Source organism: Streptomyces sp. NPDC002588 (assembly GCF_040295925.1).
GTDB lineage: Bacteria > Actinomycetota > Actinomycetes > Streptomycetales > Streptomycetaceae > Streptomyces.
Window position 1 is genome coordinate 120,886 of the sequence record NZ_JBEOWF010000027.1, and the last position, 14,465, is coordinate 135,350.

Annotated in this window: 16 protein-coding genes and 2 tRNA genes; 8 read left to right on the forward strand and 10 right to left on the reverse strand. The window is 71.9% G+C overall.

Annotated features, from left to right (window positions below):
- The first annotated feature begins 34 nt into the window (after positions 1-34).
- The 3 genes from ABT057_RS28830 to ABT057_RS28840 all read left to right on the forward strand — a co-directional run bounded on the left by ABT057_RS28830 (position 35) and on the right by ABT057_RS28840 (position 2,398).
- A tRNA-Met gene (locus ABT057_RS28830) sits at positions 35-108 on the forward strand.
- A 207-nt stretch (positions 109-315) separates the two neighbouring features.
- Positions 316-2,247 (forward strand): tetratricopeptide repeat protein, encoded by a 1,932-nt coding sequence (locus ABT057_RS28835; protein WP_352346521.1) that lies wholly within the window; start codon positions 316-318, stop codon positions 2,245-2,247.
- A 77-nt stretch (positions 2,248-2,324) separates the two neighbouring features.
- Positions 2,325-2,398: transfer RNA gene (locus ABT057_RS28840), tRNA-Met, on the forward strand.
- A gap of 41 nt (positions 2,399-2,439) precedes the next feature.
- Here ABT057_RS28840 and ABT057_RS28845 read toward each other — a convergent pair.
- The 6 genes from ABT057_RS28845 to hisN form a co-directional block, all read right to left on the reverse strand.
- Entirely contained in the window at positions 2,440-3,576 is a 1,137-nt protein-coding gene (locus tag ABT057_RS28845) for an ABC transporter substrate-binding protein (protein ID WP_352346522.1), read from the reverse strand.
- Positions 3,573-4,436 carry an ABC transporter permease gene (locus ABT057_RS28850; RefSeq protein ID WP_352346523.1) on the reverse strand — a complete coding sequence of 288 codons (864 nt, stop codon included), beginning with the start codon at positions 4,434-4,436 and terminating at the stop codon, positions 3,573-3,575. Before ABT057_RS28850 ends, ABT057_RS28845 begins: the two co-directional genes overlap by 4 nt.
- Positions 4,433-5,200 carry an ABC transporter ATP-binding protein gene (locus tag ABT057_RS28855; RefSeq protein WP_352346524.1) on the reverse strand — a complete coding sequence of 256 codons (768 nt, stop codon included), beginning with the start codon at positions 5,198-5,200 and terminating at the stop codon, positions 4,433-4,435. Before ABT057_RS28855 ends, ABT057_RS28850 begins: the two co-directional genes overlap by 4 nt.
- 96 nt (positions 5,201-5,296) lie before the next feature.
- A complete protein-coding gene (locus ABT057_RS28860; protein WP_352346525.1) occupies positions 5,297-5,713 on the reverse strand; it encodes a Fur family transcriptional regulator in 417 nt (138 codons plus the stop codon).
- A 122-nt stretch (positions 5,714-5,835) separates the two neighbouring features.
- Positions 5,836-6,228 carry a CBS domain-containing protein gene (locus ABT057_RS28865; RefSeq protein ID WP_352346526.1) on the reverse strand — a complete coding sequence of 131 codons (393 nt, stop codon included), beginning with the start codon at positions 6,226-6,228 and terminating at the stop codon, positions 5,836-5,838.
- A 192-nt stretch (positions 6,229-6,420) separates the two neighbouring features.
- The gene (gene hisN, locus ABT057_RS28870; protein ID WP_352346527.1) at positions 6,421-7,221 is read right to left on the reverse strand and encodes a histidinol-phosphatase; all 801 of its coding nucleotides are present in this window, start codon (positions 7,219-7,221) and stop codon (positions 6,421-6,423) included.
- A 140-nt stretch (positions 7,222-7,361) separates the two neighbouring features.
- Between hisN and ABT057_RS28875 the strand changes: the two genes are divergently transcribed.
- Positions 7,362-7,982, forward strand: a complete 621-nt coding sequence (locus ABT057_RS28875) for a TetR/AcrR family transcriptional regulator (RefSeq protein ID WP_352346528.1) — start codon at positions 7,362-7,364, stop codon at positions 7,980-7,982.
- On the opposite strand, the gene ABT057_RS28880 is transcribed toward ABT057_RS28875, so the two are convergent.
- The 4 genes from ABT057_RS28880 to ABT057_RS28895 all read right to left on the reverse strand — a co-directional run bounded on the left by ABT057_RS28880 (position 7,976) and on the right by ABT057_RS28895 (position 11,572).
- Positions 7,976-8,299, reverse strand: coding sequence for a DMT family transporter (locus tag ABT057_RS28880; protein ID WP_352346529.1), 324 nt, complete (start codon positions 8,297-8,299; stop codon positions 7,976-7,978). The genes ABT057_RS28875 and ABT057_RS28880 overlap by 7 nt on opposite strands.
- Before the next feature lie 86 nt (positions 8,300-8,385).
- Positions 8,386-9,396: a ribosome small subunit-dependent GTPase A gene (rsgA, locus tag ABT057_RS28885; protein WP_352346530.1), complete on the reverse strand. Its 1,011-nt coding sequence runs from the start codon at positions 9,394-9,396 to the stop codon at positions 8,386-8,388.
- Between the two features lie 2 nt (positions 9,397-9,398).
- Positions 9,399-10,733, reverse strand: a complete 1,335-nt coding sequence (aroA, locus tag ABT057_RS28890) for a 3-phosphoshikimate 1-carboxyvinyltransferase (RefSeq protein WP_352346531.1) — start codon at positions 10,731-10,733, stop codon at positions 9,399-9,401.
- A gap of 116 nt (positions 10,734-10,849) precedes the next feature.
- Positions 10,850-11,572 carry a M50 family metallopeptidase gene (locus ABT057_RS28895; protein ID WP_352346532.1) on the reverse strand — a complete coding sequence of 241 codons (723 nt, stop codon included), beginning with the start codon at positions 11,570-11,572 and terminating at the stop codon, positions 10,850-10,852.
- A gap of 50 nt (positions 11,573-11,622) precedes the next feature.
- Between ABT057_RS28895 and ABT057_RS28900 the strand changes: the two genes are divergently transcribed.
- The 4 genes from ABT057_RS28900 (at position 11,623) to rsrA (ending at position 14,364) form a co-directional block, all read left to right on the forward strand.
- A complete protein-coding gene (locus ABT057_RS28900) occupies positions 11,623-12,438 on the forward strand; it encodes an SOS response-associated peptidase (protein ID WP_352346533.1) in 816 nt (271 codons plus the stop codon).
- The gene (locus ABT057_RS28905) at positions 12,438-13,103 is read left to right on the forward strand and encodes an alpha/beta hydrolase family protein (RefSeq protein ID WP_352346534.1); all 666 of its coding nucleotides are present in this window, start codon (positions 12,438-12,440) and stop codon (positions 13,101-13,103) included. Before ABT057_RS28900 ends, ABT057_RS28905 begins: the two co-directional genes overlap by 1 nt.
- 92 nt (positions 13,104-13,195) lie before the next feature.
- Entirely contained in the window at positions 13,196-14,056 is an 861-nt protein-coding gene (locus tag ABT057_RS28910) for a sigma-70 family RNA polymerase sigma factor (protein ID WP_502973974.1), read from the forward strand.
- A complete protein-coding gene (gene rsrA / locus ABT057_RS28915; protein WP_352346536.1) occupies positions 14,053-14,364 on the forward strand; it encodes a mycothiol system anti-sigma-R factor in 312 nt (103 codons plus the stop codon). The genes ABT057_RS28910 and rsrA overlap by 4 nt, the downstream gene beginning before the upstream one ends.
- Positions 14,365-14,465: the final 101 nt, after the last annotated feature.

Here is a 14,465-nt window from a genome sequence, read left to right on the forward strand (position 1 = left end):
CACCTCCGCGTCGTGATACGGTTGTTTCACACGACGCGGGGTGGAGCAGCTCGGTAGCTCGCTGGGCTCATAACCCAGAGGTCGCAGGTTCAAATCCTGTCCCCGCTACTGCAAACGAAGGCCCGGATCCGGAAAACGGATCCGGGCCTTCGTGGTGTGCGAACGCATGTACCGGGCAGACGGACCGCCGCGCCGGTATGGCGAGTTGGGTGAACTGTGTTTGACTTGTCTCTCTGTGGGCATGTCGACAAAACGCTGAAGTGACCTCACTGGCTGCGGTATACCAGGTGTACCCGGGTTGCAGGTGGTGCGACGATGGACGTTATGGGGGACAAGGCAACTCTGTTCGAGACAGGGCGGTTTGTGCAGCCTTCCGGTGAGGAAGTGACCCCGGACGAGACGGGGGAGACGGCGATGGCCGTCGAGACGGGGGAGGCCGTCGAGGAGATGCGGCTGCGGCTCGCGGCGGAGGCCGGCGACGCCGAGGCGTCGAGCGTCCTCGGGGCCATGTTGCTGCGGCGCGGCGACCTCGACGGCGCCGAGCCGCAGCTGCGTGCGGCCACCGCGGCCGGCGACCGCGCCGCGGCCAACAATCTCGGCGTGCTCCTGCACCAGCGCGGGTACGCCGACGAGGCCGCCGGATGGTGGCGGATCGCCGCCGTCGCCGGCTCCGCCGCGGCCGCGCACGCGCTGGGGCGGCACTGCCGCGAGTGCGGGGACGAACCGGCCGCCGAGTACTGGCTGCGCCAGTCCGCCGAGCAGGGGCACGCGCTGGGGGCGTACGCCCTCGCCGATCTGCTGGAGCACCGCGGGGACGCCGGGGCCGAGCGATGGATGCGGGCCGCCGCCGAGCGGGGACACCGGGAGGCGGCGTACCGCCTTGCGCGGGCACTGGAACACAAGCGTGGGCCGAACGACGGCAGAGGCGGCAGGGACGACAGGGGAGACAGAGGCGACAGGGACGTCAGAGGCGTCAGGGAGGGCGGGGAGAGCCGCGTTCCGGCCACGGAGGAGGGCGCGGCGGGTGACGGCGTCCCGTCGTGCGCCGACGCCGAGCAGTGGTACCGGCAGGCCGCCGCGCGCGGGCATCAGCGGGCCGCGCTGCACCTCGGTTCGATCCTGGAGCGGCGGGGCGAGCTCAAGGAGGCCGGACGCTGGTACCTGACCGCTGCCAAGGACGGTGAGGCGCGGGCCGCCTGCGCGCTCGGGTTCCTGCTGCGCGACGCCGGTGACACGGAGAACGCGGCGATCTGGTGGCTGCGGGCCGCCCAGGACGGCGACGGCAACGCGGCGAACGCCCTGGGGGCGCTGCACGCCGAGCGGGGACAGACCCAGACCGCCGAGCGCTGGTACCGGGCCGCGATGGACGCCGGGGACGACAACGGCGCCTACAACCTCGGGCTGCTCTGCGCCGAGCAGGGGCGGACCCCGCAGGCCGAGCAGTGGTACCGGCGGGCGGCGTACGCCGGGCACCGGGAGGCCGCGAACGCGCTGGCCATTCTGCTGCTCCAGGTCGGGGACACCGCCGGGGCCGAGCCCTGGTTCTCCAAGGCGGCGGAGGCCGGGAGCGTCGACGCCGCCTTCAACCTCGGGATCCTGTTCGCTGGGCGGGGCGAGGACGCCGTGGCGCTGCGGTGGTACGAGCGGGCGGCGGCCGCCGGGCACACCGAGGCGGCGCTGCAGGTCGGGATCGCCCGGCTGCGGGAGGGCGACGAGCGGGAGGCGGAACGGCATCTGCGGTGCGCGGCCGGCGGGGGGAGCGCGGAGGCGGCGTACCGGCTGGCGGCCGTGCTGGACGCGCGCCGGCCGCCGCAGCCGGCGCACGAGCTCGGCGAGATCGTGCACGAGAAGACCGAGTGCGAGGAGTGGTACGAGCGGGCGGCCCAGCAGGGGCACCGGCGGGCGCAGGTGCGGGTCGGGATGCTGGCCGCGGCGCGGGGGGACGTGTGCGAGGCGGCGCGGTGGTACCGGGAGGCCGCCGAGGCCGGTTCGCGCAACGGGGCGTTCAATCTGGGGCTGCTTCTGGTGCGGGAGGGGAGCGAGCCGGAGGCGGTGGTGTGGTGGACCCGGGCGGCCGATGACGGGCACGGACGGGCGGCGTTGCGGCTGGCCCTGGTCTACGCGCGTCGGGGTGAACTGGCGGAGGGGAAGCGGTGGGCCGACCGGGCCGTGGCGCTGGGGCCGGGGGAGGTCACCGAGCGGGCGGCGCGGCTGCGGGACGCGCTCAGGGAGGAACTGTCGGCGTGAGGGGCGGGGCGGGAAGCGGACTGCGCACAACTGATTTGCTTCTGCCCTCCCTCGTCACGTAACGTTGCATTCATCGACGCGGGGTGGAGCAGCTCGGTAGCTCGCTGGGCTCATAACCCAGAGGTCGCAGGTTCAAATCCTGTCCCCGCTACTGAAGGCCGAGGGCCGGAATCCGGATACGGATTCCGGCCCTCAGTCGTTGCGGCCGTTGTGGCCCACGGCTTCCGCGTAGAGGCTGCGGTCCACGGTCTTCGACTCCGGGAGCGGCGTGCCCTCCGTCACACCCTGGGCCGCGTAGGCGGCCTGGAGGCGGTCCGTGGTGCCGGCGCGGATCTCCCAGTCCATGCGGAGGGCGGGGGTGGACTCCAGGATCTTGCGGTCGATCTTCAGAAGTCCGGAGAGGTAGCCGACGAACGCCGCGTCCTTCTTGTAGTCCGCCGCGAAGTAGGTGTTCACCGTGCGGATGTAGGCCCTCAGCAGGGCCACCCCCGCGTCGACGTCGTCGTTCAGCAGCTTGGGGCCGTACAGCAGCCCGCCCAGCGGTTCGCCCTGGGGCTGGCCGCCGAGGAAGGCGTAGGACGGGTCGCCGTCCACCCTGCGCCAGACCGGGTCGAGCAGCCAGGCCGAGTCCACGCCACCGTTCTGCAGGGCGGTCAGGACGTCCGCCGAGCCCAGCTGCTGGTACCGGATGCGGGAGAGGTCGCCGCCGTGGCTCTTGAGGGCCTTCTCCATCGGGTACGCGATCACCGAACCCTTGCCGATCATCGTGCCCAGCCGGCGGCCGGACATGGGGACGTCCGCCGCCGTCTCGCCGTCCTTGAGCTTCACCCACAGGCCGCTCTTCGACGCCGGGTCGGGGGAGAAGTTGCCCGCCACCCAGCGGATGTCGAAGCCGCCCTTGACGCCGTTCATCACGGCCGCCTCCGGGGCCGCCCACAGGGCGTCCACCTCGCCCTTGGCCAGCAGGGGCAGGGCGTCGGGGGTCGGGAGCACCTTGAGTTCGACGTCCAGGCCCTCCTTCGCGAACTCGCCCTTGTCCAGCGCGACCTCCAGCGGTGCCAGGTACTCCGCGCTCAGCGTGCCCGTCGCGATGGTCAGCTTCCGCTTCTTCGCGAGCGGTTCGGGTGCGGGGGCGCCCGGCTCGCAACGGGCCGGGGCGCGGGTCGGGGACAGGTCGGAGGAGTCGGTCCAGGAACCGGTGCCGCAGCCTGCCACGGGACGGATGGTCCGGGGCGCGGTGGACACCGGCGGCTCCTTCTCGTCCGCGCACCCCGTGGACAGCAGCAGTGCGCCCACGACGACCAGGACGCCGGACATCCCACGGATCATGACCGTCCCCTTCCCTTGTCCCGCGGTGCCCACGGCGTCAGCAGGCGACCCAGCAGCCGTACGGCCTCGGAGAAGAGCACGCCCAGTGCCGCCACGCACACGATGCCCACGAACATCACGTCGTTCTGGAACAGCGCGCGGGAGTCGAAGATCAGGTGGCCCAGACCGTCGGTCGCCGCTATCTGTTCCGAGGCGACGATGACCAGCACCGCCACGCCCGCCGCGATGCGCGCGCCCACCAGGACCGACGGGAGCGAGGCCGGGAGGAGGACGTGGCGGAACATCTGCCACGGGGAGGCGCCGAAGACGCGGCCGGCGTCGCGGTGGCTGGTGGGGACCGCCATCACCGCCGCCATGGTGGAGATCCACACGAAGAAGAAGACCGTCGCCGCGACCAGGGCCACCTGCGGGCCCTCGCCCAGGCCGAACATGTTGAGGAAGATCGGGAGCAGGGCCAGTTTGGGGACCACGTACAGGGCGTCCAGGAGCGGTTCCAGGGCGGCCCTGACCAGCGACAGCGATCCCATCAGCAGGCCCAGGGCGTAGCCGGCCGCCGTGCCGATCGCGTAGCCCGCCAGGACGCGTTGCAGGGTGGCCCGCACATCCGGCCACAGGTCGCCCGCGGCGGCCCGGTCCCAGCCGTCGGCGAGGATGGTGGAGGGGGCCGGGTAGACACGGTCGTCGATCCAGCCGCGCGACGCGGCCAGCTGCCAGAGCAGGATCAGGACGGCGGGGACGGCCAGCGCGAGGGACAGCTCCAGGGCTCTGCGGCGGCGATGGGTGCGTGCGGGATGGAGTTCCTCGGGGCCCGGGCGGCGGACCAGTACCGCGTCCCCGGCGCTCTTCGTCAGCGTGCTCACGTAGGCACCGCCTCCCTCCTCAGCAGCTCCCACAGCTCGCCCTGCAGGGCTGTGAACTGCGGTGTCGTGCGGATCGCGCCGGTGCGGGGCCGGGGGAACGGCGGTTGGCGTTCGGCGATGATCCGGCCGGGGCGGGCGGACATCACCAGGACGCGGTCGCCGAGGAGGATCGCCTCCTCCAGGCTGTGGGTGATGAAGAGGGTGGTGGTGCGGGTGGTCTGGGTGAGGGCGAGGAGTTCGTCCTGGAGGATCGTGCGCAGTTGGGCGTCCAGGGCGGCGAAGGGTTCGTCCATCAGCAGGATCTCCGGTTCCACGGCCAGGGCGCGGGCGATCGCCACCCGCTGGCGCATGCCGCCGGACAGGGTCGCGGGGTAGGCGCCCGCGAAGTCGGCGAGGCCCATGCGGGCCAGCCAGTCGTCGGCCCTGGCGTCGGCCTCGCGGCGGGGGACGCGCTGGATGTCCAGGCCGAGGCGGACGTTCGCGCGGACGGTCTTCCAGTCGTAGATGCCGTAGTCCTGGAAGATCATGGCGGCCGGGCGGGGGCTGTTCGTGCGGATCTCGAGGGTGCCGGTGCTCGGGCGCAGCAGGCCCGCCGCGATGCGCAGCAGGGTGGACTTGCCACAGCCGGAGGGTCCGACGAGACAGAGGAACTCGCCGGGGGCGACGGCCAGGTCGAGCGGGCCGAGGGCGTCGACCGCCCCCGGGCCCCGGCCGAAGGTTCGGGTCAGATCGTGTGCGCTGAGTTTCGGATACGGCTCTCCCACGGGGCGACGATATGACGACCCGTCAGATTCCGGAAGGTCGCGTGCGGCACGAAGCCCCGGCGTCCGCGGAGGATGCCGGGGCTTCGGGAGGGGCTGTCAGGCCGCCGCGCAGTTCGGGCAGACGCCGCGGTACGTCACCTCGACGTCCGAGACGGAGAAGCCGAAGCGCTCGGAGTCGGGGAGGTCGGCCAGCGGGTCGCCGGTCGGGTGGACGTCACGGATCGCGCCGCAGCGGGCGCAGACCAGGTGGTGGTGCGGGCGGTGCGCGTTGGGGTCGTAGCGCTTGGCGCGCTTGTCGGTGGCGACCTCGAGCACCTCGCCGAGCGAGACCAGCTCACCGAGCGTGTTGTAGACGGTGGCCCGGGAGATCTCGGGCAGCTTGGCGACAGCTCTGACGTGCACCTCGTCGGCCGTCAGGTGGACGTGCTCACCGTCGAGGACCTCGGCCACGACACGTCGCTGCGCGGTCATCCGCCATCCGCGTCCGCGCAGCCGTTCCAGAAGGTCACTCATGCGCACCAGCCTAACAGCAGGGGGAACAGTTCCCGATCAGGTGTCATATTGGAGCGAACCCTGACTTAGACATTGTCCATTATGGGATCGGGACTGTCCATGCCGGTGGTGCGGGGGCGGGCTCAGGCGGGGACGCGCTGTCGCGCCGGGGCCCAGCAGCGGATGATGTCGCGGACCGAGACGATGCCCGCCGGTTCGCCGCCGTCGAGGACGACCAGGTGGCGGAAGCCGCCGTGGGCCATGGCCTCGGCCGCCTCCTCCAGTGTCCAGGTGGTTGCGGCGAAGACCACGTTGTTGGTGGTGTGGGCGTGGGTGCGCTCCGTGTCCGGGTCCTGGCCCAGACCGACGGAGTTGAGGATGTCCCGCTCGGTGAGGATGCCCATTCCGCCGGCGTCCGGGTCGAGGACGAGGGCCGCGCCGACCCGGCGGGCGGACATCAGGGCGGCGGCCTGGCGGAGGGTGTGGTCGGGGCCGATGGTGAGGACCAGTGTGCTCATGGCGTCGCGGACGAGCATGGGATGGAGCCACCTCCTACCGGAACCGGTGCGTCCGGCGGGGGCCGCCGCGGGGGCGGGTCCGCAAGTGCATCGATTCACAAGTTCACAAGTGGGGGGATCCTCAGAGTCTCAGGTAAAGGCAGGGTCAACAAGAGGGCGCGCAGGGCCAATTGAGGGCGCACGCGCTCATCTGTGGTTCCCGGTGTGGGTTCAGTAGCGCCGGTCGAGATAACTCAGCAGCTCATCGTGGAGCAGGCCGTTCGACGCGGCAGCGTTGCCGCTGTGCGGGCCCGGGCGGCCGTCGAGACCGGTGAACGTGCCGCCGGCCTCCGTCACGACGATCGCGTTGGCGGCCATGTCCCACAGGGACAGCTCCGGTTCGGCGCACAGGTCGATCGAGCCCTCGGCGACCATCATGTACGGCCAGAAGTCGCCGTACGCGCGCGTGCGCCACACGTCGCGGGTCAGGTCCAGGAAGCCGTTCAGGTTGCCGCGCTCCTCCCAGCCGGAGAGCGAGGAGTACGCGAACGAGGCGTCCGACAGCTTCGAGACCCGGGAGACGTGCAGCCGGGTGGCGGAGGACAGGCTACGGCCGCTGAAGGCGCCGTAGCCCTTCGCGGCCCACCAGCGGCGGCCCAGGGCCGGGGCCGAGACCACGCCGACGACCGGCTGGTAGCCGCCCTCACCGGCCTCCATCAGGGAGATCAGGGTCGCCCAGACGGGAACCCCGCGGACGTAGTTCTTGGTGCCGTCGATCGGGTCGACCACCCAGCGGCGCGGGCCCGTTCCCTCGATGCCGTACTCCTCCCCGAGGACCGCGTCCCGCGGCCGGGCGCGGGAGAGCTGGCCTCGGATCAGCTCCTCTGCGGCCTTGTCGGCCTCGCTCACCGGAGTCATGTCCGGTTTGGTCTCGACCTTGAGGTCGAGGGCCTTGAAACGGTCCATGGTCGCGGCGTCGGCGGCGTCCGCGAGGACGTGCGCGAGGCGGAGGTCGTCGAGGTAGTCCGGCATGGCACGAACGGTATCCGGCGGGGGAGCGGGGGGCTACATCGGGCCATGGTCCGGTCCGGCCCCGTGACTGCCCTCCCGGCCCCTTGACAGTGCCCCCGCGCGCGTCAACCCTGGGCAGCATCCGCTCGCCCCGGGAGGCGATGATGCCTGCAGCGCGGGAATCCCTATTGGACGCCGCCTTCTCGGCGCTCGCCCTGCGGCCGTGGGCCGCGGTGCGGATGGTGGACGTCGCGGCGGCCGCCGGAGTGTCCAGGCAGACGCTCTACAACGAGTTCGGCAGCAAGGAAGGCCTGGCCAGAGCACTGGTGCGGCGGGAGGCCGACGGTTACCTCGCCGGTGTCGAGCGGGCCCTGGCCGTACCCGGGGACATCCGCGAGCGGCTGGTCGCCACCGCCGAGTGGACCACCTCCGCCGCAGGGGAGAACCCGCTCGTACGGGCCGTGCTCACCGGCTGCTGGAGCGAGCGGTTGCCCTCGCCGACGCTCTCGGCGGTCCCGTCCTCCTCCGCCGTGCCGGCGCAGCGGCGGGCGGACGGGCCGCTGCCGTCCCCCGGCGACCTGGTCGTGGCCGTCCGGGACCGGGCCGTCACCGTGCTCGGCGGTCCCGGCGCAGCCCGGGCGGAGGCAGCCGACCTGGCCCGCGGCTGCGAACTCGCCGTCCGACTCGCCCTGTCCTGTGTGGCGGCCCCGCCGGCGGGCGAGGGCGGGGTGGGGGATCTGGTCCGGTGCGTCCTGCAACGGCACACCAACGGGTCTCAGTGAGCCGAGCCCGACAGCTGCAGCCCGATCACCCCTATGATCACCAGGCTGATCGAGACGATCTTCAGGATCGAGACCAGGTCGCCGAGGAAGACCATGCCGTAGATCGCGGTGCCCGCGGCCCCGATGCCCGTCCACACCGCGTAGGCCGGGCCGACGTCCAGCTTCTTCAGGGAGAGGGTCAGCAGACCGAAGCTGCCCAGGGCGAAAGCGCAGAAGGCGACGGTGGGCCAGAGCCGGGTGAAGCCGTGCGACAGCTTCAGACACACGGCGAAGCCGGTTTCGAGCAGTCCTGCGACGATGACCAGCAGCCACGCCATGTGCTGTCCTCCCGTGTGTACTGCCCGGTCCGGCTCGGTGCGATTATGCACTTACCGGACCTGCCGCCCCACAAACAACGCGGAGGTCAGTCGCCCTCCGTGCGCTCCCGGGTCGACAGCAGTCGCCGCAGCGAGTACAGGCGGGCCGGATCCGCGTGGCCCTCGGCGACCCACGCGTCCAGCGCGCAGTCCGGCTCGTCGTGACTGCACGCGCGGGGGCAGCCCTCGGTGCCGGGCACCAGGTCGGGGAAGGCGAGGATCACCCGGGACGGGTCGACGTGGTGCAGGCCGAAGGACCGTACGCCCGGGGTGTCGATCACCCAGTCGTCCGTGCCCGCCAGAGGGAGTGCCAGCGCCGAGGTCGTGGTGTGCCGGCCGCGGCCGGTCACCGCGTTGACATGACCGGTCACCCGCCGCTGTGCCTGCGGGACCAGCGCGTTGACCAGGGTGGTCTTGCCGACGCCCGAGTGCCCGACGAACGCCGTGATCCGGCCGGCCAGCAGCTCGCGCACCCGGTCGGCCGCGTCGCCGTTCTCCAGTTCCTCGCGGCTGGTGACGACGTACGGGATGTCGAGGTGGCCGTACAGCTCCAGCAGCTTGTCCGCCGACGCCAGGTCCGACTTCGTCATGACCAGGAGCGGGGTCAGTCCGCCGTCGTAGGCCGCCACCAGGCAGCGGTCGATCAGCCGGGGACGGGGCTCCGGGTCGGCGAGGGCGGTGACCACGGCCAGCTGGTCGGCGTTGGCGACGACCACCCGCTCGTACGGGTCGTCGTCGTCCGCGGTGCGGCGGAGCACCGATGTGCGCTCCTCGATGCGGACGATCCGGGCGAGGGTGTCCTTCTTGCCGGACAGGTCGCCGACCAGGGCGACCCGGTCGCCCACGACCGCCGCTTTGCGGCCCAGTTCACGGGCCTTCATCGCCATGACGATCCGGTCCTCGACGAGGCAGGTGAGACGGCCGCGGTCGACGGTGAGGACCATGCCCGGCGCGGCGTCCTCGTGCTTGGGCCGGATGTGGGTCCGGGGCCGGTTGCCCTTGCGGTTCGGGCGGCTGCGGATGTCGTCCTCGTCGGTGTGCTTGCCGTAGCGGCGCATGGCTAAAGTCCCTGAACCCCGAGCATCCCGGTCCACAGCTCGGGGAAGTCCGGCAGGGTCTTCGCCGTCGTCGCCACGTTCTCGATCCGCACACCGTCCACCGCCAGGCCGATGATCGCACCGGCGGTCGCCAAGCGGTGGTCGTCGTAGGTCCGGACGGTCCCGCCGTGCAGGGGGCGCGGACGGATGTGCAGGCCGTCGGCCGTCTCCGTGACGTCCCCGCCGAGCTCGTTGATCTCCTTGGTGAGGGCGGCCAGCCGGTCCGTCTCGTGCAGCCGCAGATGGGCCACGCCCCGCAGCGTGGAGGGGGAGTCGGCGAGGGCGGCGACCGCCGCGATGCCCGGGGTCAGCTCACCGACGTCGCTCAGGTCGACGTCGATGCCGTGGATCGCACCGGAACCGGTGAAGACGAGGCCGTGGTCGGCCAGCTCGCAGGAGCCGCCCATCTCGGTGAAGATCTCGCGCAGCCGGTCACCCGGCTGCGTGGTGCGGTCCGGCCAGCCCGGGATCACCACCCGGCCGCCCGTCACCAGCGCCGCCGCCAGGAACGGCTGGGCGTTCGACAGGTCCGGCTCGATCGTCAGGTCCCGGCCCAGCAGCGCCCCCGGCGTGACCCGCCAGACATTGGGCTCGCCGCCCGACTCCGGGGTGTCCACCTGCGCGCCGACCGTGCGCAGCATGTCCACGGTCATCCGGATGTGCGGCATGGAGGGGAGCGAGGAGCCGGTGTGGCGGACCTCCACGCCCTGGTTGAAGCGCGGGGCGGACAGCAGCAGGGCCGACACGAACTGGGACGAGGACGAGGCGTCGATCTCCACCGGGCCGCCGTCCAGCGCACCGGAGCCGTTCACCGTCAGCGGCAGCGCGCCCCGGCCGTCGTCGTCGATCCGGGCGCCGAGGACGCGCAGCGCGTCGATGACACCGTGCAGGGGACGCTCGTACGAACGCGGGTCGCCGTCGAAGCGGACGGGGCCGTCGGCGAGGGCGGCGACCGGCGGGAGGAAGCGCATCACCGTGCCCGCGTTGCCGACGTCCACCGTGGCCGGGCCGTGCAGCCCCGCCGGGAGCACGCGCCACGCCTCACCGGTGCCGTCCGGGCCCACGCCCTCCTCGATGCCGATGCCCATCGCGCGCAGCGCCTCGGCCATCAGCAGCGTGTCGCGGGAGCGGAGCGGGCGGCGCAGCCAGCCCGGCTCGGAGGCGAGGGCGGCGAGGACGAGGGCGCGGTTGGTGACGGACTTGGACCCCGGCACGTGGACCGTCGCGTCGACGGCCTCGCTCGCGGTGGGGGCGGGCCATGGGGCGGTGGCGGTGGACTGTGCGGGGGTTTCGGGCATGCGGCTACTTTAGTGCCGGTGGGTGGATACGGCGCCGTCGTGGCTGGTCGCGCCCCGCGGCGCAGCCGCACATCAGCACGGCCCCGTGCCCCTGTGGTGCGCGCCCCTCCGGGGCGTCACATCTCCAGCAGCCACCTTCCCCCGCCCATCAGCGCGCACAGACTCACCACGTGGAACAGGAACAGCCACAGCCCGGCCGGTACGTGCGTCAGGCGCGACAGCTGGTCCGCGTCCGATTCGCCCGCCCCGCCGCGCCGTCGCTTCATCTGGAGCTCGAAGGCCGGGCGTACGCCGCCCAGCAGCAGGAACCACACCACCGCGTACGCGAACGCCGCCTGCACCTGGGGGCCCGCCAGCCACGACACCAAAAGGAAGGTGCCCCCCGTCAGCACGACCGTCAGCGCGCCGTACGCGTTGCGGATCATCACCAGCATCGCCACCAGCAGGGCCGTCGCCAGCCAGAGCAGCAGGGTGATGCGGCCCGCGCCGAGCAGCGCGGCGCCGCCGAGGCCGAGGAGCGGGGGAGCGGTGTAGCCGGCGGCCGCCGTGAGGATCATGCCGATGCCGTGCGGCTTGCCGCGGCTGACGGTCAGGCCGCTGGTGTCGGAGTGCAGCCGGATGCCGGTCAGCCGGCGCCCGGTGAGCAGCGCGACCAGGCCGTGGCCGCCCTCGTGCGCGATGGTGATCGCGTTGCGGGATATCCGCCACAGGGGGTGCGGTACGACGACCGCGAGGGCCGCGGCCGCGGTGGCGATCACCACCCACAGATCGGGGTCGGTCTGGGTGCCGAGGAGCCGGTCCCAGAGGTCGGGCAGCGCTGTGGCGGCGGTGCTGTCCATGTTCGGCGGTGGCTCCCTCTGGTGGTGTCGAGTCTGGCAGTGTGGCACGTATGTGCGGACGGTATGCAGCGAGTCGCAGGCCTGAGGATCTCGCGGGAATCTTTGAAATCGAGAAGTGGGATCCCGAGGAGACCCTCGCCCCCGACTACAACGTGGCGCCGACCAAGGAGGTCTACGCCGTCCTCGACCGTCCGTTGAAAGACGCCGGCGACAAACGCCCGGTTCGGCAGCTGCGCAAGCTGAAGTGGGGACTCGTGCCGTCCTGGGCGAAGTCGCCCGAGGGCGGCGCCCGGATGATCAACGCGCGCGCGGAGACCGTGCACGAGAAGCCGTCGTACCGCCGCGCCTTTGCCGCCCGGCGCTGCGTTCTGCCCGCCGACGGCTACTACGAGTGGGTCACCGCCAAGGAGGAACGCGAGCTGGAGGTGGAGGGGAAGAAGAAGCGGCCCCGCAAGCAGCCGTACTTCGTGCTGCCGGCCGACGGGTCGGTGTTCGCCATGGCCGGGCTGTACGAGTTCTGGCGGGACCGGACCCTGCCCGACGACCATCCGCAGGCCTGGTGGGTGACCTGCTCGGTGATCACGACCGAGGCGGAGACGACCCCGCTCGCCGTCGCGCCCGCCGACGGCCCGCACGCCCTCGCCGACATCCACCCCCGGATGCCGCTGATGCTCACCCCCGACCGCTGGGACGCCTGGCTGGACCCGGCCCGCACCGACCCCGACGACCTGCGGTCCCTCCTCGAACCCCCGCCGGCCGGCCTGATGCGCGCCTATCCCGTGTCCTCCGCCGTCAGCAACGTCCGCAACAACAACGCGGAGCTGCTGAAGGAGCTGGAGGGGCCCGAGGAGGGCACACTCTTCTGATGACCAGCGAGACCACTGAGACCAGCGAGACCAGCGAGACCAGCGAGATCGTCCCCACGGACGCCGGCGACGCCCGCGTCACCTGGCACCCCGCGAAGCGGCCCCGGCTCGTCCTCGCCGTCAGCCACGGTGCCGGCGGCGGTATCGAGGCCCGTGACCTGAAGGCCCTCGCCGCCGTCCTCCCGGCGCACGGCGTGAGCGTCGCCCTCGTCGAGCAGCCCTGGCGCGTCGCCGGGAAGAAGGTCGCGCCCGCGCCGAAGACCCTCGACACCGGCTGGCGCGGCATCTGGCCGACGGTCGCGGGCAAAGGGCTCCCGGTGATCTCCGGCGGGCGCAGCGCGGGCGCTCGCGTGGCCTGCCGTACCGCCGTGGAACTCGGCGCCCGTGCCGTCCTCGCGCTCAGCTTCCCGCTGCACCCGCCGGGCAGGCCGGAGAAGTCGCGCGCCGGGGAACTGCTCGGCGCGGGGGTGCCCACCCTCGTCGTCCAGGGCGGCAACGACACCTTCGGCCGGCCCGAGGAGTTCCCCGAGGGCGACTACGAACTCGTCCGGGTGCCGTACGCCGATCACGGCCTCGCGGTGCCCAAGCGGGCACGGCTCGGGCAGGAGGAGGCCGTGGCGGTCGTCACGGACGCGGTCGTGAAGTGGACCGGGTCACTGGGGTAAAGCTTCGGGAATGATGCGCCGCGGCCCGCTGTTGAGCCGGACAGAAGTGCTGAACACGCAGCACCGACGTCGTGGGAGAGGAAGTCCGCCGCATGGGTTCGACCATCTGCCCGAGCCGTGGCAGCCGCACTGACCTGGACTGGACGGTGCTGCACGCGGCCAAGGCCACCCCTATTCGAGGGGCGGCGGCCACGGGTAGTCGTCTATCCTCCGATTCGAGTGGGGTCGGTTTCGGCCCTGCCCGCGATCTTGAGGAGGTGGGTCCGGTCACCGGTACCGACGCAGGGACCGACAACGGCCAGGCGGAGCTGCCCGAGGGCCAGGGCATGGACGCGGGAGCGAGCGACGAGTCGACCGCGGAGCGCAGCGCGCGCTTCGAACGGGACGCGCTCGAATTCCTCGACCAGATGTACTCGGCCGCGCTGCGCATGACGCGCAACCCGGCGGACGCCGAGGACCTGGTGCAGGAGACGTACGCGAAGGCGTACGCGTCCTTCCACCAGTTCCGTGAGGGCACCAACCTCAAGGCCTGGCTGTACCGGATCCTCACCAACACGTTCATCAACTCCTACCGCAAGAAGCAGCGCGAACCCCAGCGCTCCGCGGCCGAGGAGATCGAGGACTGGCAGCTCGCCCGCGCCGAGTCGCACATGTCGACAGGTCTGCGCTCCGCCGAGTCGCAGGCGCTCGACCACCTGCCCGACTCGGACGTGAAGGAAGCACTTCAGGCCATTCCCGAGGAGTTCCGCATCGCCGTGTACCTCGCCGACGTCGAGGGCTTTGCGTACAAGGAGATCGCGGACATCATGGGGACACCCATCGGTACGGTGATGTCCCGGCTGCACCGGGGCCGCCGTCAACTGCGCGGCATGCTCGAGGACTACGCCCGTGAGCGCGGGCTGGTCCCGGCCGGCGCCGGAGAGTCGAACGAAGCGAAAGGTTCGGGCTCATGAGCTGCGGAGATCCGCACGAGACGGACTGCAGTGAGGTCCTCGACCACCTGTACGAGTATCTCGACAGCGAGATGCCCCCTCTCGACCGGGACAAGTTCCAGCACCACTTCGAGGAGTGCTCGCCGTGCCTCGAGAAGTACGGGCTGGAGCAGGCCGTGAAGAAGCTGGTCAAGCGGTGCTGCGGGCATGACGACGTGCCGAGCGATCTTCGCGCGAAGGTGATGGGCCGGATCGATCTGATCCGCTCGGGCCAGGCCGTGCCGGAGCACGATGTGACGGCCGCGCCGGTCACACCGCAGGAATCGTGACACTCCTGCCGGAAAGCGCCGTCGTCACCCGAATGTGCTAATCCAGGGGTGATACGGCCCCACAGCCACCCCACGCCACCCTAGGCTCCCGAACCAGGACG